This window comes from Pseudomonas sp. FW305-3-2-15-E-TSA4 (assembly GCF_058787295.1).
The window spans coordinates 248,723-271,643 of sequence record NZ_JBYSZP010000002.1 but is presented as its reverse complement, the minus strand read 5'-3'; the positions used below and the strand labels follow the sequence as shown (position 1 = coordinate 271,643).

At 60.0% G+C, this 22,921-nt stretch carries 15 protein-coding genes; 8 read left to right on the top strand and 7 right to left on the bottom strand.

All coding sequences use genetic code 11. The features are described from left to right. Positions 1 to 69 precede the first annotated feature (69 nt). The 3 genes from AC3WMV_RS03585 to AC3WMV_RS03575 all read right to left on the bottom strand — a co-directional run bounded on the left by AC3WMV_RS03585 (position 70) and on the right by AC3WMV_RS03575 (position 4,435). Positions 70 to 1,740, bottom strand: a complete 1,671-nt coding sequence (locus AC3WMV_RS03585; RefSeq protein ID WP_103370537.1) for an ATP-binding protein — start codon at positions 1,738 to 1,740, stop codon at positions 70 to 72. After that, positions 1,737 to 3,239 (bottom strand): ATPase domain-containing protein, encoded by a 1,503-nt coding sequence (locus AC3WMV_RS03580; RefSeq protein ID WP_027612749.1) that lies wholly within the window; start codon positions 3,237 to 3,239, stop codon positions 1,737 to 1,739. The genes AC3WMV_RS03585 and AC3WMV_RS03580 overlap by 4 nt, the downstream gene beginning before the upstream one ends. A gap of 140 nt (positions 3,240 to 3,379) precedes the next feature. Next, positions 3,380 to 4,435: a tetratricopeptide repeat protein gene (locus AC3WMV_RS03575; protein WP_027612750.1), complete on the bottom strand. Its 1,056-nt coding sequence runs from the start codon at positions 4,433 to 4,435 to the stop codon at positions 3,380 to 3,382. Between the two features lie 160 nt (positions 4,436 to 4,595). Between AC3WMV_RS03575 and AC3WMV_RS03570 the strand changes: the two genes are divergently transcribed. Genes AC3WMV_RS03570 through AC3WMV_RS03560 form a run of 3 tightly spaced genes read left to right on the top strand, consistent with a single transcriptional unit; the run spans position 4,596 to position 7,918 of the window. Then, entirely contained in the window at positions 4,596 to 6,743 is a 2,148-nt protein-coding gene (locus tag AC3WMV_RS03570) for an FUSC family protein (RefSeq protein WP_256584843.1), read from the top strand. Next, entirely contained in the window at positions 6,733 to 6,933 is a 201-nt protein-coding gene (locus tag AC3WMV_RS03565; RefSeq protein WP_027612752.1) for a DUF1656 domain-containing protein, read from the top strand. The genes AC3WMV_RS03570 and AC3WMV_RS03565 overlap by 11 nt, the downstream gene beginning before the upstream one ends. Positions 6,934 to 6,937: 4 nt before the next feature. Then, entirely contained in the window at positions 6,938 to 7,918 is a 981-nt protein-coding gene (locus AC3WMV_RS03560) for an HlyD family secretion protein (protein WP_027612753.1), read from the top strand. 55 nt (positions 7,919 to 7,973) lie between these two features. Here AC3WMV_RS03560 and AC3WMV_RS03555 read toward each other — a convergent pair whose 3' ends face one another. Genes AC3WMV_RS03555 through mexE form a run of 3 tightly spaced genes read right to left on the bottom strand, consistent with a single transcriptional unit; the run spans position 7,974 to position 13,855 of the window. Then, on the bottom strand, positions 7,974 to 9,398 hold the full coding sequence (locus AC3WMV_RS03555) for an efflux transporter outer membrane subunit (RefSeq protein ID WP_103367028.1): 1,425 nt from the start codon (positions 9,396 to 9,398) through the stop codon (positions 7,974 to 7,976). Beyond that, positions 9,398 to 12,586, bottom strand: a complete 3,189-nt coding sequence (locus AC3WMV_RS03550; RefSeq protein WP_103367029.1) for an efflux RND transporter permease subunit — start codon at positions 12,584 to 12,586, stop codon at positions 9,398 to 9,400. The genes AC3WMV_RS03555 and AC3WMV_RS03550 overlap by 1 nt, the downstream gene beginning before the upstream one ends. A 15-nt stretch (positions 12,587 to 12,601) precedes the next feature. Next, positions 12,602 to 13,855, bottom strand: a complete 1,254-nt coding sequence (gene mexE / locus AC3WMV_RS03545; protein WP_027612756.1) for a multidrug efflux RND transporter periplasmic adaptor subunit MexE — start codon at positions 13,853 to 13,855, stop codon at positions 12,602 to 12,604. Positions 13,856 to 14,254: 399 nt separating this feature from the next. Here mexE and AC3WMV_RS03540 point away from each other — a divergent pair, with 399 nt between their 5' ends. Next, positions 14,255 to 15,409, top strand: coding sequence for a sugar transporter (locus AC3WMV_RS03540; protein ID WP_103367030.1), 1,155 nt, complete (start codon positions 14,255 to 14,257; stop codon positions 15,407 to 15,409). 40 nt (positions 15,410 to 15,449) lie between these two features. Here AC3WMV_RS03540 and AC3WMV_RS03535 read toward each other — a convergent pair whose 3' ends face one another. Then, positions 15,450 to 16,379 carry a LysR family transcriptional regulator gene (locus AC3WMV_RS03535; protein ID WP_007963542.1) on the bottom strand — a complete coding sequence of 310 codons (930 nt, stop codon included), beginning with the start codon at positions 16,377 to 16,379 and terminating at the stop codon, positions 15,450 to 15,452. A 269-nt stretch (positions 16,380 to 16,648) separates the two neighbouring features. Here AC3WMV_RS03535 and AC3WMV_RS03530 point away from each other — a divergent pair, with 269 nt between their 5' ends. From AC3WMV_RS03530 to pgm, 4 genes are all read left to right on the top strand, one after another. Next, positions 16,649 to 17,671, top strand: coding sequence for a zinc-dependent alcohol dehydrogenase family protein (locus tag AC3WMV_RS03530; protein WP_027612770.1), 1,023 nt, complete (start codon positions 16,649 to 16,651; stop codon positions 17,669 to 17,671). 549 nt (positions 17,672 to 18,220) lie between these two features. Next, a complete protein-coding gene (locus AC3WMV_RS03525; protein ID WP_103367206.1) occupies positions 18,221 to 19,690 on the top strand; it encodes a hypothetical protein in 1,470 nt (489 codons plus the stop codon). A gap of 48 nt (positions 19,691 to 19,738) precedes the next feature. After that, positions 19,739 to 21,139, top strand: a complete 1,401-nt coding sequence (locus AC3WMV_RS03520; protein WP_103367031.1) for an aminotransferase-like domain-containing protein — start codon at positions 19,739 to 19,741, stop codon at positions 21,137 to 21,139. Positions 21,140 to 21,235: 96 nt separating this feature from the next. After that, complete coding sequence (gene pgm / locus AC3WMV_RS03515; RefSeq protein ID WP_103367032.1) at positions 21,236 to 22,882, top strand: phosphoglucomutase (alpha-D-glucose-1,6-bisphosphate-dependent); 1,647 nt, start codon at positions 21,236 to 21,238, stop codon at positions 22,880 to 22,882. Positions 22,883 to 22,921 lie beyond the last annotated feature (39 nt).

The window sequence follows — 22,921 nt, the reverse complement described above, 5'->3', positions numbered from 1 at the left end:
TCTTTTGATCTTAAAAAACAAGATCAAAAGATCGCAGCCTGCGGCAGCTCCTACAGTCGTTTTGGGGGATCAGTTCTGGATCATCTCGCGGACTTTGGCGGTCAGCAGATCGAAAGTGAACGGTTTGGTGATCATCTGCATGCCCGGGTCGAGGAAACCACCGCGCACTGCCGCGTGCTCGGCATACCCAGTGATGAATAACACCTTCAGCCCCGGCCGATACTGCCGGCCGATTTCCGCCAGTTGCCGGCCGTTCATGCCTGGCAGGCCGACGTCACTGATCAGCAGGTCGATGCGCTGCGTCGAGTTGAGGATCGGCACGGCGCCGTCGGCATCGCCGGCTTCGACAAACGCATAACCCAACTCACTGAGCACCGCACTGACCAGTACGCGCACGGCGGGGTCGTCCTCGACGATCAACACGGTTTCACCATCCATTGCTTCCGGAGCCTGCTGAACATCGGACACCGGATGCTCCAGCTCTTCACCGCGAAAACGCGGCAGGTACAGTTTGACCGTGGTGCCCTGATCGATTTCGCTGTCGATCGAGACGTGACCACGGGACTGCTTGCTGAAGCCGTAAATCATCGACAGACCCAGCCCGGTGCCCTGGCCGATCGGCTTGGTGGTGAAGAACGGATCGAACGCGCGGCTGACCACGCTCTGCGCCATGCCACTGCCGTTATCGGTGACGCTGAGCATCACATAGTCGCCGGGTTCCAGGTTCGGGTAGGCCTCGGTGAATTCCGGCTTAAGCACCTGATTGCTGGTTTCGACCACCAGTTTGCCGCCCTCGGGCATTGCATCGCGGGCGTTGAGTACCAGGTTGAGCAGGGCGCTTTCCAGTTGATTGGGATCCGCTTCGGCGATCCACAACTGGTCGTTGAGGCGCATGTCCAGCTGGATACTTTCGTTGAGGCTGCGCTGCAGCAGCTCGCCCATCGACAGCACCAGTGTGTTCATCTGCACGGCTTTGGAGTCCAGCGATTGCCGGCGGGAAAACGCCAGCAAACGGTGGGTCAGGCCGGCCGCGCGGTTGGCTGAAGTGACACCGAGATCGATCAGGCTGTCGAGGTCATCAAGGCGTCCGCGAGCCAGCCGCCGGCGCAGCAGTTCAAGGCTGCCGATAATCCCGGTGAGCATGTTGTTGAAGTCGTGAGCGATGCCGCCGGTCAACTGACCGACCGCTTCCATTTTCTGTGACTGGCGCAGGGCTTCTTCGTTGTGGCGCAGTTGCGCGGTGCGTTCCTCGACCTGTTGCTCAAGGGTTTCCAGGGTCGATTGCAGTCGGCGTTCGCTTTCACTCAAATCGATCAGGCGGTCGCGGGCTTCGTACTGTCGTCGTCGCCCGCGCAAAGCGGTGGAGACCAGGCTGACCAGAGTCGCGGGATGAAACGGGCGCTCAAGGAACGTGACGTTGCCCAGCAATTTGCTCAGGCGCGAGGAGGGGCCGGGTTCCGGGCCGCCGTGGTGGGTCAACAAGACGATCGGCAGATCCGACCAGGCCGGTTGCTGTTCGAGAAAATGCAGAAGACTTTCCAGCTCGGGGCCGCGCAGCGCTTCGGTGGCAATCAACAAAAGTCCGGCGCCAGGCTCCAGCTCTGCGCACAGTGCACCCAGATCCGGGGTGATGACTCCGCCGTAACCGGCCTCATTGAGGATCATCAGCGCCACTTGGCTGTCCCGACCCATGGGCGCCAGGATCAGCGCCCGTTCCGGCAGTGATACGGAGGCTGTCACAAGGTTTCTTCCCGCAACAGCGGATTGCTCGCGCCGAGGTAAGTCGGCACGCCGCGCAGCACGCCCTGGAACGCTTCCAGCGGTTCGCCGATGGTCATGCCCTGGCCCGAAATGCGGTATTCACGAATGGTCGACTCGTGGCTGCCGGTACGTTTCTTGATGATGGAAATGGCTCGGCGAACTTTGCCGATGGCTTCGAAGTAGCGCAGCAGGATCACCGTGTCGGCCAGGTAAGTGATGTCGACCGGCGCCTGCATGTCGCCGACCAGGCCATGCTGGGCAACGGTCATGAAGGTTGCCGCGCCTTTGCGGTTGAGGTACAGCAGCAGCTCGTGCATGTGCAGCACCAGCGCGTTTTCTTCCGGCATCGCGGCCTGATAGCCGTTGATGCTGTCGATCACCACGGTCTTGATATTGCCTTCATCTACGCAGCGACGCACCCGATGCGAGAACTCGCCGGGGGACAGCTCGGCGGCATCCACTTGATCGATCAGCAGGTTGCCGGTGGCTTGCAAGGCCTTGAGGTCGATGCCGATATTTTTCATGCGCTCGAACAGCAAGCCCAGCTCTTCATCAAAAATGAACAGCGCCGCTTTTTCGCCGCGTGCTACGGCAGCGGCGGCGAAGATCATCGAAATCAGCGATTTGCCGGTACCGGCCGGGCCGAGAATCAGCGTGCTGGAACCGGTCTCGATGCCGCCGCCGAGCAGGGCGTCCATTTCCTTGATGCCGCTGGTCAATTGCAGGCGCGGGTAGTCGCTGCGGTGTTCGGCGGCGACCAGTCGTGGGAACACATGGACGCCGTCGCCCATGATGGTGAAGTCGTGGTAACCGCCACGGTATTTCTGGCCGCGATACTTGACGATGCGCACGCGGCGGCGCTCGGCACCGTAATTTGGCGTCAGTTCTTCGAGGCGGATCACCCCGTGGGCGACGCTGTGCACGGTCTTGTCGAGAGACTCGGTGGTCAGGTCGTCAAGCAGCAGGACGGTGGCGTCGTAACGCACGAAGTAATGTTTGATCGCCAGAATCTGCCGGCGGTAGCGCAGCGAACTCTGCGCCAGCAGGCGGATCTCCGACAGGCTGTCGAGCACCACGCGGGTCGGCTTGAAGCGCTCGACCACTTCGAAAATCTGCTTGGTGGCTTCGCCCAGTTCAAGGTCGGACGAGTACAGCAGGCTTTGCTGATGCTCGGCGTTGAGCAGGCTTTCGGGTGGCGTCAGCTCGAAGATTTCAATGTTCTCGTTCAGCTCCCAGCCGTGGGAGGCCGCGCCTTGACGCAATTCACGCTCGGTTTCCGACAGCGTGATGTACAGACAGCGTTCGCCGGCACGGGCGCCCGCCATCAGGAAATGCAACGCGACGGTGGTTTTGCCTGTACCGGGTTCACCTTCGAGCAAAAACACATGCCCTCGGGACAGACCACCGGCGAGGATGTCATCCAGGCCAATGATGCCGGTGGCGGCTTTTGCACTGATCAACTCGTTGGACGTAGACAAAGAATGCCCTCTCATGACTAGGGGAATCGAGGCAGCAGGCTGTATCAGCCGTTGTGCTCTACCTGATTACTTGACCGCTGCCAGTCATGACGGTTCCGATGTTTCGATATCAAAATGTCATTGAATCAGCGGGTAAAGGCTCAGAGTCCCTGCTGTAACGCCGGGTCATCAGGGTTCATCTGCTCCAGTTGCGCGAGCAGAATCTGCACGTTCTGCAACTGGCCGCTTTCCTTCCAGTAATTGATCAGCAGCACTCGCGCCTTGCGGTCGGCTGGGTGACGCTGGACGACTTCCTGCAACTGCTTTTGCGCCGCTTCCAGCTCTTCGGCAGCGTGCAGGGTGGTGGCGAGGTCGTAGCGGTAATCCTTGTTGTCAGGCTCAAGTTCCACCGCTTTGGACAAGCCGAGCAGGGCGAATTCACGCTGGCCGTGGTGCAACAGCCACAGTCCGAGCGCGTGTTGCAGGTAGGCGGAATCCGGTTGCGCCTGCAACTGTTTGGCGAGCAACTGGCGGGCGGCGTCGCTCTGACCCTGGCGGTCGAGGACATCGATCTGCATCACCAGTGCCGGCAGGTTGCCCGGTTCCAGCCGCAGGGTGTTGTCCAGCGCTTGTTGCGCCTGTTTGAGTTCGGCGTTGTGCAGATACAGGCGTGCCAGTTGCGCATAGGTGGCGGCGCTTTCCGGCTGTCCCTTGAGCGCTTGTTCCCAGCCATCGATCGCCTGCTGCAGCGGGGCGAAATACAGCCCCAGTTCATCCGGCGTCAGACCGAGCAGGGCGTTGATCGCGGCGAACCGTACGTTTTGGTCCTCATCGTCGAGCATCGGCCCGAGCAGCAGACTGCGTTGCCCGCCGGGCACCAGTCCGACCACACTTTGAATCGCTGCCAGCCGTACTTCGGGGGCTTCGTTCTGCAGATGGGCGTCGGCCAGTTTCAGCGCTTGCGGGCTCGGATAGTTGGGCAGCTCGGCCAGCAGCCAGACACTGCGTTTGACCGACAGGTCCGGGCGACCCAATTGCTGATACAACTGCCGCGCGGCTCCCGGCTGACCGGAACGGGCGGCCGTCAGGGCTTCGCTGTAGCCGCGCTTGATCGCTTCCGGCACCACCGGGGCGGTGGAGCGCAGGGATAACCAGGCGATGACGACGAGCAGCACAAGGCCAAGGCTGATAAGCAGGTAGCGGCGGGACTGAGGCATGCAGATTTCCGTGAACTGGCGTTCTATAGCAGAACGGCAAGCTTCGACCAGCGAGGGCCGTGAGTCAAACCCCGTGCATGCGAATCGCCCTACAACATCTGTCGATTCAGTTACCCATCAGGCATTCGATGCAGAGTCTACGCTTGCAGGAGTCGCTTCGATGAGAGCCCCCATGCAAGCCCTGCGCAATTATTTCCAGGTCGTGATCCATCCCGGTCAGGCTGTCCTGCTGTTCGCCCTGCGCACCATTGCCGCCGGGCTGTTGACGCTGTATCTGGCGTTTTTGTTCGATCTCGACCAACCCAAGTGGTCGATCATGGCCGTCGTGATTGTCAGCCAGCCGTTGGCCGGCATGGCGCTGGCGCGTAGTTTCGGTCAAGTGATTGGCACAACGCTGGGTGCTGCGGTGGCGGTGTTGATCATGGCGATATTCCCGCAGGCGCCGCTTCCGTTCATCACAACGCTGGCACTGTGGCTGGCGCTCTGCACCGCGGGCGGCACGTTGCTGCGCTATACCAGTTCTCAGGCGTTTGTGCTCAGTGGTTATACCGCCGTGGTGGTGGCATTGCTGGCCATTCCCGACCAGGATGGCACCTTCCTGCTGGCTGTCACCCGCGTTACCGAAACCTTGCTGGCCGTAGCGTGCGTCTGCGTGGTCAGCCTGCTCACTGCGCGTCCGGAAGCAGTTGCCAAAGGTTACTTCGCCAAGGTCGATCAGGTGATCAAACTGGCTGCCAGTCACTCCGCTGCGGTGATTCGAACAGAAGAAAGTGAAGCCGACTTTCAGCGCCGTCAGATGCAGTTGCTCGGTGAAATCAGCGCGCTCGAAGGGTTGCGCCGCCATCTGTATTTCGATGCCCCACGGTTGCGCGGTGCCGACAATCTTGTGCTGCTGTTGGGTAATCAACTGATGTTGCTGACCTCGCGTTTGACTGCATTACGTCATCAGCGCGAATTGCTCACCGAACGTTGGGAGGGCGATCTTCCTCTGGACGTACAGCGCTTGCGTGCAGAAGAGCTCGCACTTCTCGACCAGTTGGCGCAGTTGGGCCGAGCGCTGCCCGCCGAGCGGCGGCATCAATTCATCACGCTGCAGCAGCAGTTTGAAGCCTTGGCGTATGAGGCCGAACAACTGACCGAAGACATGAGCGCTATCCTGCGCTCGCTGGCGTGGGCGTTACGCTGGGAGCAGGCGCGGCTGTTGCAGCAACTGGAGCAGATTCTGGAGTTGAGTGATGCCATTCAGGAAGGGCGCGAAGCCAGTTGTCTGTATCGCGGTCAGGCCAGCCCGCTGCATCTGGATTTCACACTGGCTTCAATGAACGCCATCCGCGCCTTTACCGCATTACTGGTAGCCGGGTTGATCTGGATCGAAACCGCCTGGGATGGCGCGCGGGGCGGGATGATTCTGGTGGGGATTCTCTGTTCGCTGATGGCGACATTCCCGCGGCCACTGATGGCCGCGCAGAGTTACGCGCGTGGGTTGGGACTGGCACTGGTGGTCTCGGCGTTCTATCAATTCATGCTGGTGCCGACCATCAGTGATTTCGAGCCATTGGCGTTGATGCTGGCACCGCTGCTGTACGTGATCGCTGTCGGTTTGGCGAGCCCGACGACCGCGGGCATTGGTATGGGCCTGGGGTTGTCGAGTTTCCTCCTGCTCGGCCCACAGAATGTCGGCACCGGGCAGAACACTGCAATTCAATGGTTCGAATTCGCCGGCGCCTATGTCAGCGCGGCGATGCTCGCTTTGATGGTCTACGCATGGATTTTCCCGTTCCGTCCGGCATTGCGTCTCCGCCGCTTTTATAACGAGGCGCGTGAGCAGGTTTATGAACTGACCAAAAAACCGGCCACCGATGAACAGCAATTCGCTTTCGAAAGCCGTATGGTCGACCGACTGACCAGCATGCTTGGCTTGCTGCCGGCCGTGAGCGAGCGCGCCATGCAGCAGCTCTATGAAATCAGTCTGGCGTGCGTCGCATTGGGCGTAGCAATGCATCAACTCCGGCAGCAGGCACAGAACAATGCACTGCTGACGGACGCGTTCAGCCAGCAATTGGCTTCGGCGCTGCGCAAGACCGGCCGTTTTGTGGCCGGGCGCCAGGACGTGCAATTGCAAGCGTTGTTGACCTCGCTCCAGCTATTGGGTGATGAGCTGGACGAGTTGCACGTCGCCAGCCACGAACATTTGTGGTCGGTGTTTCGCATGCGCGTGGCGCTGTTGATCGTCGTGTCTTTCCTGAAACGCCACGGCGAATACCTGCAACGTAACGTCTCGGAAGGAGAACCGGCCCTTGCCCATTGATTTCGAAATGGGTGGCGTTTATCTGCCACCCATTGCCCAGGCCCTATTGCTGGCGATACCGATATTTATGCTCCTGGACTGGTGTTTGCGACGTCTGGGTGTGTTGCGACTGGTCTGGCACGAGGCGCTGTTTGAGGGCGCCTTGTATGCATGCGTTTGTGCCTCGCTGATTTTGCTGATGGGAGCCTGATGCCTTGAAAGTGTTACTCGCTCGAACAACGACATTAGCGGTGGTGTTGCTGGCCATCGTGCTTGGCTGGTTTGCCTGGGAGCATTACACCCGTGCGCCTTGGACGCGGGATGCGCGGGTGAGGGCGGATGTGGTGACGCTATCAGCCGATGTTTCCGGGCGTATCGTCAGCCTCGTGGTGCAGGACAACCAGCATGTCGACAAGGGGCAATTGCTCATGGAGATCGATCCGGCGCGCTATAGCCTGGCAGTCGAGCATGCGCGGCGTTCGGTCGAGGTGGCGAAGGCGACGCTGGGGCAATCACAGGCATCCATCGTCGCCAGTGAAGCGCTGCTCAAACAACGCCAGAGCGAAGAGCGGCGCCGGCGTACGCTCAAGCAGGGTTTTGCAATTTCCGGGGAAGAATGGGAGAAGTCCAATACCGATGTGGCGGTGGCTCAGGCGGATCTGTTGCGCAATCAGGCCAATCTCGGGCTGGCCGAGGCCAATGTGCAATTGGCGATTGCTGCACTGACTCAGGCGGAACTGGACTTGCAGCGTACTCGTGTCGAATCGCCGGTCAGCGGTTACGTCACTAATCTGCTGACCCGACAGGGTGATTACGCGGTTGCGGGTGGTGCACTGCTGGCACTGGTCGACAGCGATTCGTTCTACGTCAGCGGTTACTTTGAAGAGACCAAATTGCCGCGAATCGAGGAGGGGGACCGCGTGCGCGTGCAGTTGATGAGCGGAGAAACCTTTGGTGGCACGGTCCAGAGCATCGCCTTTGCCATCGCAGACCGGGAAAACGCCACGGGTGGCCGACTGCTGGCCAATATCAATCCGAGTTACACCTGGGTGAAGCTGGCGCAGCGGGTGCCGGTGCGCATCGGCATTGATGGTGACTATGCCGGCAAGAATCGATTAAGGGCCGGTACGACAGCCACTGTCACTGTTCTGGAAGCGCAAAACCATCAGGCGAAAAAAAGCCCCGCGACCGAATGATACGCGGGGCAAAAAAATTGGTTGGTTGCGGCCAACCAAAGGAGCTCTTTAACAACTATTGCTTACTGGCGACGGTTTCCGGCTGCCAGCCACCACCCAAGGCCTTGTAGATCGCGACGATGCCGCGATACAGATCAACTTCGGCCTGTGCCTGGCTGTCTTCGGCATTCAGGCGTTCGCGCTGAGCATCGAGCAGCACGAGGAAGTCGGTGGTGCCTTCGCGGTAGCGGATTTCCGCCAGATCGGCAGCCTTGCGGCTCGATTCACTCTGACGAATCAGCGAGATCAGCCGTTGCTGACGCTTGCCGTAATCGCTGAAGGCGTTTTCCGATTCTTCCAGCGCCAGCAACACCTGTTGCTCGTAGGTGGCGAGTGCGCCTTCGGCGTCGGCATCGGCGCCGCGCAGACGCGCGCGCACGCTGCCCAGATCGAACGCCGCCCAGGTGATGCTCGGGCCGAGTGCCCAGGCGTTGGCCGCCGAGGAGCCGATCTGCGAACCACGCCCAGCCGTCCAGCCGAGGAACCCGCTGAGGCTGACCCGTGGAAACAGATCAGCCTTCGCCACACCGATTCGCGCGGTGGCCGAGGCCAGTTTGCGTTCGGCGCTGAGGATGTCCGGCCGGCGTTGCAGCAGTTCACCCGGATCGCCGATCGGCAGGGCCTTGGCAATCGCCGGCAAGTCTTTCGGGCTCAGATCCACGGTCAGTTTGTCCGGACGCTCACCCAGCAGGGTCGCGATGCGGTTTTTCTGCCGAACCTGTTCCGCCTGCAATTGCGGCACGCTGGCTTCGACCGAGGCCAGACGCGCATCGGCACGTTCGACGTCGAGCTGATCGCCCACGCCGGCGTCACGCAGGCTGATGGTGATCTTGCGCGACTCCTGCTGGTTTTCCAGGTTGGCCACGGCGATCTTCTCGCGCAATTGCGCACCGCGCAGTTGACCGTAGGCGTCCACCAGTTCGGCAATCATGGTGACTTGCAACTGGTACAGATCGGCTTCGGCCGCTTGCTGATCGGCGTCGCTGGCTTCCAGATTGCGCTGGATGCGCCCGAACAGATCGAGTTCCCAGGCCATGTCCAGGCCCAGATCGTAGCGTTCGCTGTTGACCCGTTTGGTGGTCTGGCCGGGGATTTGCCCCTTGGCCAGATCACTGCTCGCACGGCTGGTGATGGTCGGCATCGCATCGTTGCTGACGTCGTCGCGGATCGCCCGGGCGGCTTTCCAGCGGGCGAACGCCACGCGCAGTTCACGGTTGCCTTGCAGCGATTGCGTCACCAACTGGTTGAGGGTCGGGTCGTCGAATTGCTGCCACCAGATGCCTTCGAATTTTGAACGGTCAAAGTTCTTCTGACCGGCAGCGCCGTCGGTGGCGGTCGTGATGTTGGCCGCCTCCGTCGCCGGGGTCTTGTAGTCAGGGCCGACGGCGCAGGCGCTCAATGCCAGCACCAGCAGACTCGGCAGGAAGACTTTCAGACTCATTATTGCGCCTCCAGTGGCTTTTGAAGAGCTTGCGCCTTGGCCGCTTTGCGGGCTTCGCCACGCTCGACGAAATTACGGATCAACACGTAGAACACTGGCGTCAGCAACAGACCGAAGAAGGTTACCCCGAGCATCCCGGAGAACACCGCCACACCCATCGCGTGACGCATCTCGGCACCGGCACCGCTGGAGAACACCAGTGGCACCACACCCATGATGAACGCGAAGGAGGTCATCAGGATCGGCCGCAGACGCAGGCGGCAGGCTTCCAGTACCGCAGCCAGCGGATCGAGACCTTCCAGCTGTTTATCCTTGGCGAACTCGACGATCAGAATCGCGTTCTTGCACGCCAGGCCCACCAGTACGATCAGGCCGATCTGGGTGAAGATGTTGTTGTCGCCGCCGGAGACAATCACCCCGGTGATGGCCGACAGCAGGGTCATCGGTACGATCAGGATCACCGCCAGTGGCAGGCTCCAGCTTTCGTACTGCGCCGCGAGCACCAGGAACGCCAGCAATACGCAGAGCGGGAACACGAACAGCGCGGTGTTACCGGACAGAATCTGCTGGTAGGTCAGGTCGGTCCACTCGTAGGTCATGCCGTTCGGCAATTCATCCTTGAGCAGTTTCTCGATGGCTTTTTCGGCCTGGCCGGAGCTGTAGCCGGGGGCTGCCGCACCGTTGATTTCCGCAGTGATGAAGCCGTTGTAGTGCATCACGCGATCCGGACCCGAGGTGTCGCTGACCTTGATGAAGGTCGCCAGCGGGATCATTTCGCCCTTGTTGTTGCGCACTTTCAGTTGACCGATCTGGTCGGATTCGAGGCGGAACTGTTGCTCAGCCTGAACGTTGACCTGATAGGTGCGTCCGAAACGGTTGAAGTCGTTGGCATACAGTGAACCCAGGTAAATCTGCAGGGTGTCGAAGATGTCGCTGACGGCCACGCCGTGGGTCTTGGCTTTTTCGCGGTCGATGGCGGCATCGACCTGGGGTACGTTCACGGTGTAGCTGGTGAACAGCCCCGCAAGCTCAGGCACGCTGTGGCTCTTGGTGATGATGTTCATCGTCTCTTTGTACAGCTCGTCGTAGCCCAGGTTGCCCCGGTCTTCGATTTGCAGACGGAAACCGCCAATGGTGCCCAGACCTTGTACCGGCGGCGGCGGGAAGATCGCCATGTACGCTTCCTGAATGTTCGCGTACTGACCGTTCAAGGCTCCGGCGATTGCACCGGCGGACATGCTCGGGTCCTTACGTTCGTCGAATGGTTTCAGGGTCACGAACACGATGCCGGCGTTCGGGCTGTTGGTGAAGCCGTTGATCGACAGGCCCGGGAACGCTACGGCGCTTTCCACGCCCGGTTGCTTCAGTGCCAGGTCGGACATGCGCTTGATCACGTCTTCGGTGCGATCCAGGCTCGCGGCGTCCGGCAGTTGCGCGAAGGCCACCAGGTATTGCTTGTCCTGGCCGGGTACGAAACCGGTCGGTGTGCTGGAGAAACCGAAGAACGTCAGCACCATCAGACCCGCATACAACAGCAGGGCGATGCCGCTGCCACGGATGACCCGGCGCACTGTACCGACGTAACCGTGACTGGCCTTTTCAAAGAAGCGGTTGAACGGACGGAACAACCAGCCACCAAAGATTTTTTCGAGCACTTTGGAGAAGCGGTCTTTCGGCGCGTCATGACTTTTCAGCAATACAGCGGCCAGCGCTGGCGACAGGGTCAGCGAGTTGAACGCGGAGATCACGGTGGAGATCGCAATGGTCAACGCAAACTGCTTGTAGAACTGCCCGGTGAGGCCGGAGATGAACGCCGCCGGAACGAACACCGCACACAGCACCAGTGCCGTCGCGATGATCGGGCCGGTCACTTCACCCATGGCCTTTTTGGTCGCATCGAACGGGTTGAGCCCCAGTTCAATATTACGCTCGACGTTCTCCACCACCACGATGGCGTCGTCGACCACGATACCGATCGCCAGAACCAGGCCGAACAGCGACAAGGCGTTGAGCGAGAAGCCGAACAGGTGCATGACCGCAAACGTACCGATCAACGATACCGGCACCGCCACCAACGGAATGATCGAGGCGCGCCAGGTCTGCAGGAACAGAATCACCACCAGCACCACGAGGATCAATGCTTCGAAGAGGGTGTGAACCACCGCCTCGATCGAGCCGCGTACGAAGATCGTCGGGTCATAGACGATGCTGTAGTCCATGCCTTGCGGGAAGCCTTTCTTCAGCTCTTCCATCTTGCCGCGAACTTCGTTCGAGATATCGATGGCGTTGGAGCCTGGACGCTGGAAGATCGGGATCGCTACAGCGGGCTGGTTGTTCAGCAGCGAACGCAGGGCGTACTGGCTGGAACCCAGCTCGACGCGCGCGATGTCCTTCAGACGAGTGATTTCACCGTTATCGCCTGCGCGAATGATGATGTTCTCGAACTCTTCTTCAGTGACCAGACGGCCCTGAGTGTTGACCGACAGCTGGAAACTCTGGGCATTCGGGGCAGGGGGCGCACCGAGTTGACCGGCAGCGACCTGACGGTTCTGCTCACGAATCGCGGTCACCACGTCAGTGGCAGTCAGGTTGCGCGAAGCAGTCTTGTTCGGATCAAGCCAGACCCGCAGCGAGTAGTCGCCCATACCGAACAGCTGCACGTCACCGACACCACCCAGACGAGCCAGCTCATCCTTGATGTTGAGGATCGCGTAGTTGGACAGGTAGAGCATGTCGTAACGTTTGTCCGGCGAGGTCAAGTGCACAACCATGGTCAGGTCGGGCGAGGCCTTGTCGACGGTGATACCGATGCGCGTCACTTCTTCGGGAAGTTTCGGCTCGGTCCGGGTCACCCGGTTCTGCACCTGCACCTGCGCGTTGTCCAGGTCGGTGCCCAGAGCGAAGGTGATGGTCAGGGTGATCTTGCCGTCGGCGGTGGACTGCGAGGACATGTACAGCATGTTCTCGACGCCGGTGATGGCTTGCTCCAGCGGAGCGGCCACGGTTTCACCGATGACTTTGGGGTTGGCGCCCGGGAAGTTGGCACGCACCACCACGGTCGGTGGCACGACTTCCGGGTATTCGCTGATCGGCAGCTGGAACAGCGAGATCGCACCGGCGATCAGGATCAACAGCGAGAGCACCGCTGCGAAGATCGGCCGTGAAATGAAGAATTGGGAAAAATTCATCGGAGTTGTCGTCCCTTAACCGCGTGGGGTCGTAGCGGCCAGCTTCACAGCCGTACCCTGTGCACCTTTGGCGGGTGCGACTTTGGGCAGGTTGCTGGCTTCCAGCGCTTGACGTTGTTGAGCCAGAGCGGCAATGGTCTGCTCGCTGGCCATCGGGATCACTTCAGGCGTCACCGGCGAACCCGGACGCACCCGTTGCAGACCCTTGACGATGATCGTGTCGTCCTTGTTCAGACCTGTGCGCACAATGCGCAGGCCTTCGATCTTCGGCCCTAGTTCGACGGCGCGGTAAGCGGTCTTGTTGTCCGCATCCATCACCAGCACAAACTTCTTGCCGAGGTCGGTACCGACCGCTTCGTCGTTGATCAGCATGGCGTTGTAGGTGCCGCTGCCGACCAGTTTCAGACGTGCATACAGGCCAGGGGTGTAGGTGCCGTCGCTGTTGTCGAACACCGCACGACCACGGATGGTGCCGGTTTTCGGGTTGACCTGGTTGTCGACGAAGTTCATCTGACCGAGGTGCGGATTGCCGTCCTCATTGGACAGGCCCATGTACACCGGGGTGGTGGCGCCACGTTGGCCGTTACGGGCGAGTTGGGTGTATTTGAGGAACACACGCTCGTCGGCGTCGAAGTAGGCGTAGACCTTGTCGGTGGAGACCACGCTGGTCAGCGGGGTGGTGTCGGCAGTCACCAGGTTACCGGCGGTGATCTCGGCACGGCTGACGCGGCCACTGATCGGTGCGGTAACGCGGGTGAAGCTCAGGTTCAGCTTGGCCAGGTCCAGTTGCGCCTGCAGGGCGCCGACGGCGGCGCGGGCTTCCTGGGCGGCGCTGGTGCGCGAGTCGGCCAGCTCAGCGGAAATCGCGTTGCTCGCACGCAGACGTTCGCCACGCCCGGCTTCGTTTTCACTGCGAGTGGCATTGGCGCGGGCCTGGGCTACCAAGGCTTCGAGGCGGCGCACCTCAGCCTGGAAAGGACGCGGATCGATCTGGAACAGCAGGTCACCTTTCTTGACCAGCGCACCTTCGGTGAACGCCACTTCGTCGATCTGGCCAGAGACCCGAGGACGGATTTCAACAGTTTCCGGCGCTTCGAGGCGCCCGGTGAATTCGTCCCACTCGTTGACCGGTTGTTCCAGCACCTTGGCCACGCTGACTTTGGCAGCGGGCAGGGTGGCGGCAGTCTCCGGAGTCTTGCCGCAAGCGCTCATCACCAGCACGGCCAGCATGGCCAAGGGGAAGCGCAAATGTTTGAGTGACTGTTCCATGGAATCATCCGCCAATGTATTGAAGATGGGCGGATGATGCTCGGCGGGCTGTGATGGCACGAATCGAATGAAGCAAAGGTAACTATCATTCGGAATGATATAAGACCGATTCGAGCCCTCTAGCATGCACCTTTCGTTAGGGGGCTATCAATTGGTTTGATGACAAATGTTTGTTGCGGAGCGGGCAAGAATCCGCAAGCGCCGAATCAGCGAGAGTGCGAAACGGACTCACCGGGCCAATAAATAGCCGCACAGGACATGTTCATGTGGCTTGTCCATCTGATCCAGCGTCCCCCTGAACGTCGACACATTCGGCAATCGGTGGACCAGAAACCGACAAATGGACACAGATCGCTGCGCACAAGCACGCACGATCATCGAAGAGTAAAACGACTTTTAATGAGTGATTCTACGGCGACAAACAACGGCAACTGGTACGCAGTGATTGCCTTGGCACTGGCTGCGTTTGTGTTCAACACCACCGAGTTCGTCCCGGTCGGTCTGTTGAGTTCGATTGGCAGCAGCTTCGACATGTCGACCGCGCAAGTCGGCCTCATGTTGACCATTTATGCGTGGGTGGTGTCTTTGACGTCGCTGCCGATCATGCTGCTGACGCGCAACGTCGAGCGGCGGAAATTGCTGATTGTGCTGTTCGGGATGTTTATCGCCAGTCACATTCTGTCGAGTCTGGCGACCAGCTTCGGTGTACTGCTGGTGAGCCGGATCGGTGTGGCGTTGTCGCATGCGTTGTTCTGGTCGATCACCGCGTCTCTGGCCGTGCGCCTGGCACCGCCGGGCAAACAGGTTCAGGCCTTGGGCTTGCTGGCAACCGGTACTTCGCTGGCGATGGTGCTGGGGATTCCCCTCGGCCGCTTGCTGGGCGAGGCCATGGGCTGGCGCACCACGTTCATCGTGATTGCAGGCTTTGCCGCGGCGCTGGTGTTCTGTCTGGCGAAGGTGCTGCCGTTGTTGCCCAGCCAGAACTCGGGCTCGCTCAAGAGCCTGCCGATATTGCTGAAGCGACCTGCGCTGGTGGCCGTCTATGTTCTGACGGCTCTGGTGGTGACGGCACAGTTCACCGCTTACAGCTACATCGAACCGTTCGTACTGACCGTGGCCAACATGAGCGGCGACGTGGTGACGCTGCTGCTGTTGCTATTCGGCGGTGCCGGTATCTTCGGCTCGCTGCTGTTCAGCTACCTGCACAGCTATAACCCCCAGCGCTTTCTGATCATCTGCGTATCGGTGCTCGCCTTGTGCCTGGCTTTGCTGTTGCCGTTGAGCGGCAACGTCTCCTACCTCGGCGTGCTGAGTGTGTTCTGGGGTATGGCGATCATGGGCTTCGGGCTGGCGTTACAGTCCAAAGTCCTGGTACTGGCGCCGGACGCCACCGATGTGGCGATGGCGCTGTTTTCCGGGATCTACAACATCGGTATCGGCGGCGGGGCACTGGTGGGCAGTTGGGTGGGCAGCCAGTTTGGTTTTGCTTACATCGGGGTGGTGGGCGGAATGCTGGCGGCGGCAGCGCTGGCGTTTTACTGCCTGTCGATTTAACGCAACAGCCGGGCTGGGGCTTGAGTCGCTGGCTGCCTGGTTAATGCGCAGGCAGCTCGAGACTGTCCGGATCGCCAAAGAACATCTGAATCCGCGACCGCAACCAACGCTCCCCCGGATCGTTATCCTGCGACCCACGCCACGCCATATGCAGTTCGAACGTGCGCGTCGGCAACGGTGGATCCTCCGCCCGCACGCCGCCGGCAGCCGTCAGCGCATCCGCGGTGTAGTCCGGCACGGTCGCAACAATGTCAGTGCCGGCGAGCAACGTACTCAAGCCATTGAACTGCGGCACGGCCAGCACCACGTGGCGCTTGCGCCCGAGTTTCTCCAGCTCTTCATCAATAAAGCCACTGAGGTCACCGGCGAACGACACCAGTGCATGCGGACGCGCGCAGTAGTCATCCAGACTAAGCGGGCCGGGCACGGTGTCGGCCCGCAGCAGTTTCGGCTGGCTGCGGCGCAGCACCTTGCGCTTGGCGTTGGCCGGCAGGTCGGTGGTGTAGCTGACGCCGATGGAGATTTCGCCGGAGGCCAGCAGGCCCGGCATCAATATGTAGTTGACTCGGCGCACGACGAGGACGATGCCCGGTGCTTCGGCGCGCAGGCGTTTGAGCAGCATCGGCAACAGGGCGAATTCGACGTCGTCGGACAGGCCGATGCGAAATACCGAAGTGCTGGTGGCGGGGTCGAATTCCGCCGCGCGGCTGACAGCCGTTGAAATCGAGTCGAGCGCCGGGGAGAGCAGGGCGAAGATTTCCACCGCGCGGGCGGACGGTTCCATGCTGCGTCCGGTGCGCACGAACAACGGGTCATCGAACAGGCTGCGCAGGCGCGAGAGCGCCGCACTGATCGCCGGCTGGCCGAGAAACAGCTTCTCGGCGGCGCGGGTCACGCTGCGTTCGTGCATCAATGTTTCGAATACGATCAACAGGTTCAGGTCGACACGACGCAGGTCATTACGATTCATCTGGAGTCCTGGCAGAGTCATCAAGCTTGACGAGAGCGACCATATGAGAACAATGGCCGGCATGAATATTACGGGGAAAGGCTGGTACTCTGCACCGCTAAATTCAGCTTTACCGGGCCGATTGCGGCATTTTTTCATCGATTTTGCCAATGCCGTTCATACTGCGGAATCAATGACAGGCATGTCGACTATTAATAGCCACTGATAGTCTTGGGTCAAAAGCCCAGATAGAGTTCAGGGCATTAGAGGTTACTTTGACGAGGTTTGCGATGTCCCGCACGATCCGTTTTCACAAGTTTGGTCCGGCCGAGGTGCTCAAATGCGAAGAGCATGCGGCCGCTCAGCCAGGTCCTGGCGAAGTGCAGGTGCGTGTCGAGGCGATCGGCATCAGCTGGTACGACATTCTCTGGCGTCAGAACCTGGCCTCGTCCCAGGCACGCCTGCCGTCCGGTCTCGGCCATGAAATGGCCGGTGTGGTCACCGCCGTCGGTGACGGTGTGGACGATCTGTCGGTCGGCGACAAGGTGGCCAGTTTCCCGGCCGAAAGCCCGAACGATTACCCGGTGTATGGCGAGCAGATCGTGCTGCCACGCACCGCGCTGACCCGTTATCCGGATGTGCTCAGCCCGGTTGAGGCCAGCGTGCATTACACGCCGTTGTTGATCGCCTATTTTGCCTATGCGGATCTGGCGCGGGTCAAACCAGGGCAGTTTGCTCTGGTCACTGACGCCAGCCATTGCGCCGGTCCGTCCTTTGTCCAGTTGGGCAAGGCCATGGGTGTGCGGGTGATTGCCGCGACGAAAACCGCTGATGAGCGTGAGTACCTGCTGTCGCTGGGTGCCGAGAAAGTCATCGTCACCGAGGAAGAAGACTTGTTGATGCGAATCAACAAGATCACCGACAACCGTGGCGTCGATGTGGTGTTCGACGGTCTTGGCGGCCCGCAGATGTCGTTGCTCGGCGATGTCCTCGCACCGCGTGGCAGCCTGGTCCTGTATGGTCTGCAGGGTGGTAACCAGACACCATTTCCGGCCTGCGCGGCGTTCCAGAAAAACATCCAGTTCTTTGTGCACTGCATCGGTAATTTCACCGGTAAACCCGAGTTGGGCATTGTTCAGGATCAAGTCGCCTTGCAACGTGCCCTGCGTGATATCAATCAGTTGACGGCCGACCGTGTGCTGCTGCCGCTCAAGACCCGCGTCTTCCCGTTCAACGAGTTCGTCGAAGCACATCGCTACATGGACGAATGCCCATGCCGCGAACGGGTCGCCCTGCAGGTCGAACCCGCGTAACTCCCTCCGAACAGAGTCCGTGTCCCCCACGGACTCTTGCGTTTTTACCTCTCGCAAATAATCAGACAGACCAAGCATGGTGCGTGGCCGGTTGTGCATCTGAACCGGTTTTTGTCTGCCATCTGTATCTTCTATTCGCCATATAAGCCCTGATAATTGAATGATTACTTTCATCTCAAGGAATGAGCCATGTCTGTGCATTCTGTTTTTTATTTCGCGTTTAATGTTTCCCCTCGTGGGCGATATAGCGGTTTTTGTTTAATGACTGTAGGGCATTTCCTATTGTTGTTCTGCTTTTGTTGTACTCAATGTTCGTGGGACGCTGTAAGAAGTTTCCTCAGATATTTTCTGATCAGAAAAAACTCAATGCTGACAGGGGTTTACGTTGACTGAGGCGATGGGGTTGCTGATTTCATTGCGTCAAGTGTTTCAAATAACTTCAAAATCATAAGTGTTAGTATTTGATCGTCTATTACTTATTGATGAATTTATTGCGCCAGCGTCATCGCTGATGCGCGATATGAATTTTTTATGCCGGGTAAAGTACTGATGAGCACGATCCATGATCAGGCAATGAACTATGTCTACCAGCAAGTATTGCAACGCCTGCTGAGTTTCTTTTCCAGAGCCGAGCGCACAGCGCTGCAGTTGCTGATCCAGCGTCTGGTGGTCGCCGCCGGCGGAATGGAGCGCATGGGTGAATACAAGGTCATGGTGACGCCATCCGGTACCCGTGACAGTTGCTACATGCTGGCGCTGCTGCGCGCCGCCCAGTTGAGTATTGCCGGCCGCGCCCCCGCCACGTTCCAGTTACGTGTGGCCACCTTGCGCCGCAGTGAATCGGGGACGGCGGCGCTGAACAACATGCACCGCAGCTTCGCTGCCTTGTTTCTGTATGACGACCCCCGTGTCGAGTTGCTCATGGTGGAACATCGACAAGTGTTGCCGTTCAACCATCTGGCGCCACTCGGAATGGACAGCGCGGACGCCCATCGCACCAATCTGCTGATGATGGGGCATCGACGTGCCAGGGGCGAGAAGCTTGAGTGGCGGGACGACGCCTGCCTGGCCTGGGCCGAATTTTACGGCCAGATTGCTCGCTGGAGTAACGGCGTGGATGCCTGGCTGGCCAGCGAATCGCCGCGTCGTCAGAAGCAGTTTGTCGAAGACCTGGACCGGGCCGTGCAGAAGGCCGGTATCGGGGCGCTGACGCCGAATTCCGGGACGTTCGATGAGCTGTTCGCTTTGCTGGACGGATTGGGAGGGGATTTGTATCGCGGTTTTTACTCCGAATCGGAGCGGCAATGCTGGCGTCCCGAGGGTGGCTTCGAGTCATGTCGTCGCACGACATTTGTCGACATTCATGACATGGCGGTCGGCAATCTTGAAGAACGCTGGCCGCTACTGAGCGAGTTTCTGGGGTTCGAGGCAGAGGAATGGGTGTTTCACCAGGGTGAGGGCGAATACGCCGACCCTTTGATCGAGGCCCATTTACGCGGCCTGGAAGCGGAGTTCATCAGCGATCGCAGCTATGAAGCGGGGTTCTCGGAACATGTCCAGCGCATGCTGGCGAACATGCAGCTGCAGCGGGTGCCGGAACCGGTCTGCGAGCAGATGATCGCAAGATTGGGGCAACGGCAGACCACGGAAGAACTGCGCGAAGCAGCGGCGAGCTGGCTGCACCAGACTTACGGTCTGAACGAAGCACAATGGGTCTGCCTGCTGTTCACGCCGTTCATCGAGCGTGGAGCCGGGCTCGAGCGGTTTCTGCGCAGCTGTCATCCCGGCATATTGGTGGCGCTGCCTGATTTGCATCGGGCCATGCAGGGGCTGCACGGCCCGGAGCAGGTAATGCAGTGGATGATGGACGTCAGCGGTTTACCGGTTCGGCTCATCGGCCACCTCTACGCCATGGAACCCTTGCCTGCGCACGGTGCGGCCCGGCAAACACTGGAGACCGCACTCGACGCAGCAGGCCTCGATGGCTCCGGCGTGGGTGACCGGTCAGTGGAACGATGAAGTGAGCGAGCGATCCTTGGGCGCACCAACGGTTATGGTGTCCGCCTCATGAAGGCTGCACGGGAATCCGGTTTCGCCTACCAGGCAGTCTATCGATACCTGATGCGCTTGATGGCCGAGTCGGCTTGCGATGGCAATTCAAGGCTGCCATCGCTGCGTCAGTTGGCAGATCGCTTGAACGTGTCGATCTCGACCATTCAATACGCTTACTCGTTGCTCGAAAAGGAAGGGCGGATCTATTCGGTGGCCAAGTCCGGGTATTACGCCAGGGCGGTTTCGGGGGGGACGCCACCTGCCATGAGCAATGATCTGCTCGAAACGCTCTATGTCAACGCGCGGCACCCGGGTATGCGTTTGTTGAATGCTGATGATCCGGTTTCGCTGCAATCACTGGACAGTCCATTGCTGTTGTTGGAGCGTGAGCTGCTGCGCCAGTATCCCCGCCAGCCGCCGTTGCTCGACCAGCCTTGTGGTGAACTGGAATTACGCGCCGTCCTGGCGGCCCGCTATACCACCTCGCCAAAGCAGTGCTGGCACGCCGAGGATGTTTACATCGGCGCGGATATGCGCGGGGTGCTGGAGATCCTGGTGGCCGTTCTGCAGCTCAGGCACACAACCGTTCTGGTCGAGTCGCCCTGTGACTGGGTGATACTGCGGTTGCTGCAGGCGGCTGAGGTGCGTGTAATCGAACTGCCGTTGCAGGCCTGTGGCGGGCTGGAGCTGCAGCGGCTGGAAACACTGCTCAAGACCGAAGACGTGCGGCTGATTCTGCTGTCCTCGGGCCTGTGCATGCCGCGCGGTACACAGGTTCCAGCGGATAACCGCAACGCGATCGCCGGCCTGCTTGGCGAGCACGGCACCTGGGTGCTGGAAAACGACTGCTACGGTGAACTGGGCGAGGCAACGGGCGTCGAGCGTCTGCGTGATCAACTGGACCCTGACCGACTGCTGGTCTTCTCCACGTTCGAGAAATTCATCGGTATCGAAGCGCCTTACGGGTACGTGTTGTCGCGCCAATGGAAGCACGAAATGCAGCGGCATTTTCTGATGCGCTCGTTCCGGTTGTCGCCCGTTCGCCAGAAGGCCATTGCCCGGCTGTATGGGAACGGTCGGGTCGACCAGCATCTGTACGTACTTCGCCGGCGCCTAAAGGAACGCCGTACGCCGATGATCGACTTGTTGCGCGAGCGTCTGGGCGAAGCGCTGCAGGTTGTCGAGCCACAAGGTGGGGCGACGGTCTGGGTACGGGCACGGCGGCCGGTGGACATGCGCGATGTGTTTCAGCGCCTGCTCAGGCAACAGGTGTTGATTGCGCCGGGCGAACTGTTCAGCTTGCAGGGATTGCACCGTCGGCATCTGCGCCTGAACCTGCTGGATCACGGAGAGAGCGGCTTGGGCGGAGCGCTCGAGAGGTTGGGAGAGGCGTTGCGCTTGGCGCCGCTGGAATGAACGTTGAAATCTGTCGGATAGATCCCGTCGCGCTGCGGTCGAACTGTCAGTAAACTGCGCTGTATTTCCTGAACCACTCTATTTCAGAGGTTTTGCATGACTATCAGTCCTTTTGCGGGCAAACCGGCACCAGCAGAATTGTTGGTCGACATCCCGCGACTGGTAACGGCTTATTACACCGGCCAACCGGACGCTTCGATTGCCACCCAGCGTGTTGCATTCGGTACTTCCGGGCACCGCGGCAGCTCCTTCGACCTGAGTTTCAATGAATGGCACGTTCTGGCGATCAGCCAGGCGATCTGCCTGTATCGCGAAGCCCAGGGCATCGACGGCCCGTTGTTCGTCGGTATCGACACCCATGCGCTGTCGACCCCGGCCGGGGCCAGTGCGCTGGAAGTGCTGGCGGCCAACGGCGTGACCGTGATGATCGCCGAAGGTGACGAATACACGCCGACACCGGCGATTTCGCATGCAATCCTCTGCTACAACCGTGGCCGCACCTCGGGCCTGGCCGATGGCATCGTGATTACGCCGTCGCACAATCCGCCACAAAGCGGGGGCTACAAATACAACCCTACCAACGGCGGCCCGGCCGACACCCACATCACCAAGTGGATCGAAGCCAAGGCCAACGAGCTGCTGGCCAACAAGCTGGCAGGCGTCAAACGCATCAGCTACGAGCAGGCGCTCAAGGCCAGCACCACCCACCGTCACGACTACCTCAACACCTACGTCGCTGACCTCATCAACGTGATCGACTTCGATGCCATCCGTGACGCCAAGCTGCGTCTGGGTGTAGATCCGTTGGGCGGAGCAGGGGTGCGCTACTGGTCGGCGATTGCCGAGCATTACCGTCTTGATCTGGATGTGGTGAACAAGCAGGTCGATCCGACTTTCCGCTTCATGACGGTCGACTGGGATGGACAGATCCGTATGGACCCGTCGTCCAGCCATGCCATGCAAGGTTTGATCGGTCTCAAGGAGCGTTACGACGTGGCCTTCGCCTGCGACCCGGATCACGATCGCCACGGCATCGTCACCCCGTCGGGTGGTCTGCTGGCACCGAACAACTATCTGGCGGTGTCCATCGATTACTTGTTCCAGAACCGTCCGCAATGGCGCGCCGACGCCGCCGTAGGTAAAACCGTGGTCAGCAGCGGTCTGATCGATCGCGTGGCCAAACGTCTGGGGCGTCGTCTTTACGAAGTGCCGGTCGGCTTCAAATGGTTCGCCGATGGCCTGTTCGATGGCTCGCTGGGTTTTGGTGGCGAAGAAAGCGCTGGCGCTTCGTTCCTGCGCAAGGATGGCGGCGTCTGGAGCACCGACAAGGACGGTCTGATTCCGGCGTTGTTGGCGGCGGAAATGACTGCTCGTACCGGGCGTGATCCAAGCCAGGCTTATCGCGCCCTGACCGATGAGCTGGGCGAGCCGTTCTCGGTGCGCGTAGACGCCAAGGCCAACCCTGAGCAGAAAGCGCTGTTGAGCAAACTGTCGCCGGAGCAAGTAACGTCGACCGAACTGGCAGGCGAGAAGATTCAGAGCATTCTCAGCCATGCGCCGGGCAACGATCAGGCCATTGGTGGTCTGAAGGTGATGACCGAAAACGGCTGGTTCGCCGCACGTCCTTCGGGCACCGAAGACATCTACAAGATTTACGCCGAAAGCTTCATTGGCGATGACCACCTCAAGCAACTGGTGGCTGAAGCGCAAACGCTGGTGGATGGCGCAATCAGCACCAAGTGATCTTCAGGGAGGTGAGTTCTTCCTGTGGTGAGGGGATTT

Bases quoted from the DNA above. Each gene is read 5' to 3' on its own strand.
- AC3WMV_RS03575 (WP_027612750.1), bottom strand. From the start codon at position 4,435: ATGCCTCAGTCCCGCCGCTACCTGCTTATCAGCCTTGGCCTTGTGCTG.
- AC3WMV_RS03570 (WP_256584843.1), top strand. From the start codon at position 4,596: ATGAGAGCCCCCATGCAAGCCCTGCGCAATTATTTCCAGGTCGTGATC.
- AC3WMV_RS03555 (WP_103367028.1), bottom strand. From the start codon at position 9,398: ATGAGTCTGAAAGTCTTCCTGCCGAGTCTGCTGGTGCTGGCATTGAGC.
- AC3WMV_RS03550 (WP_103367029.1), bottom strand. From the start codon at position 12,586: ATGAATTTTTCCCAATTCTTCATTTCACGGCCGATCTTCGCAGCGGTG.
- mexE (WP_027612756.1), bottom strand. From the start codon at position 13,855: ATGGAACAGTCACTCAAACATTTGCGCTTCCCCTTGGCCATGCTGGCC.
- AC3WMV_RS03540 (WP_103367030.1), top strand. From the start codon at position 14,255: ATGAGTGATTCTACGGCGACAAACAACGGCAACTGGTACGCAGTGATT.
- AC3WMV_RS03535 (WP_007963542.1), bottom strand. From the start codon at position 16,379: ATGAATCGTAATGACCTGCGTCGTGTCGACCTGAACCTGTTGATCGTA.
- AC3WMV_RS03530 (WP_027612770.1), top strand. From the start codon at position 16,649: ATGTCCCGCACGATCCGTTTTCACAAGTTTGGTCCGGCCGAGGTGCTC.
- AC3WMV_RS03525 (WP_103367206.1), top strand. From the start codon at position 18,221: ATGAGCACGATCCATGATCAGGCAATGAACTATGTCTACCAGCAAGTA.
- AC3WMV_RS03520 (WP_103367031.1), top strand. From the start codon at position 19,739: ATGAAGGCTGCACGGGAATCCGGTTTCGCCTACCAGGCAGTCTATCGA.
- pgm (WP_103367032.1), top strand. From the start codon at position 21,236: ATGACTATCAGTCCTTTTGCGGGCAAACCGGCACCAGCAGAATTGTTG.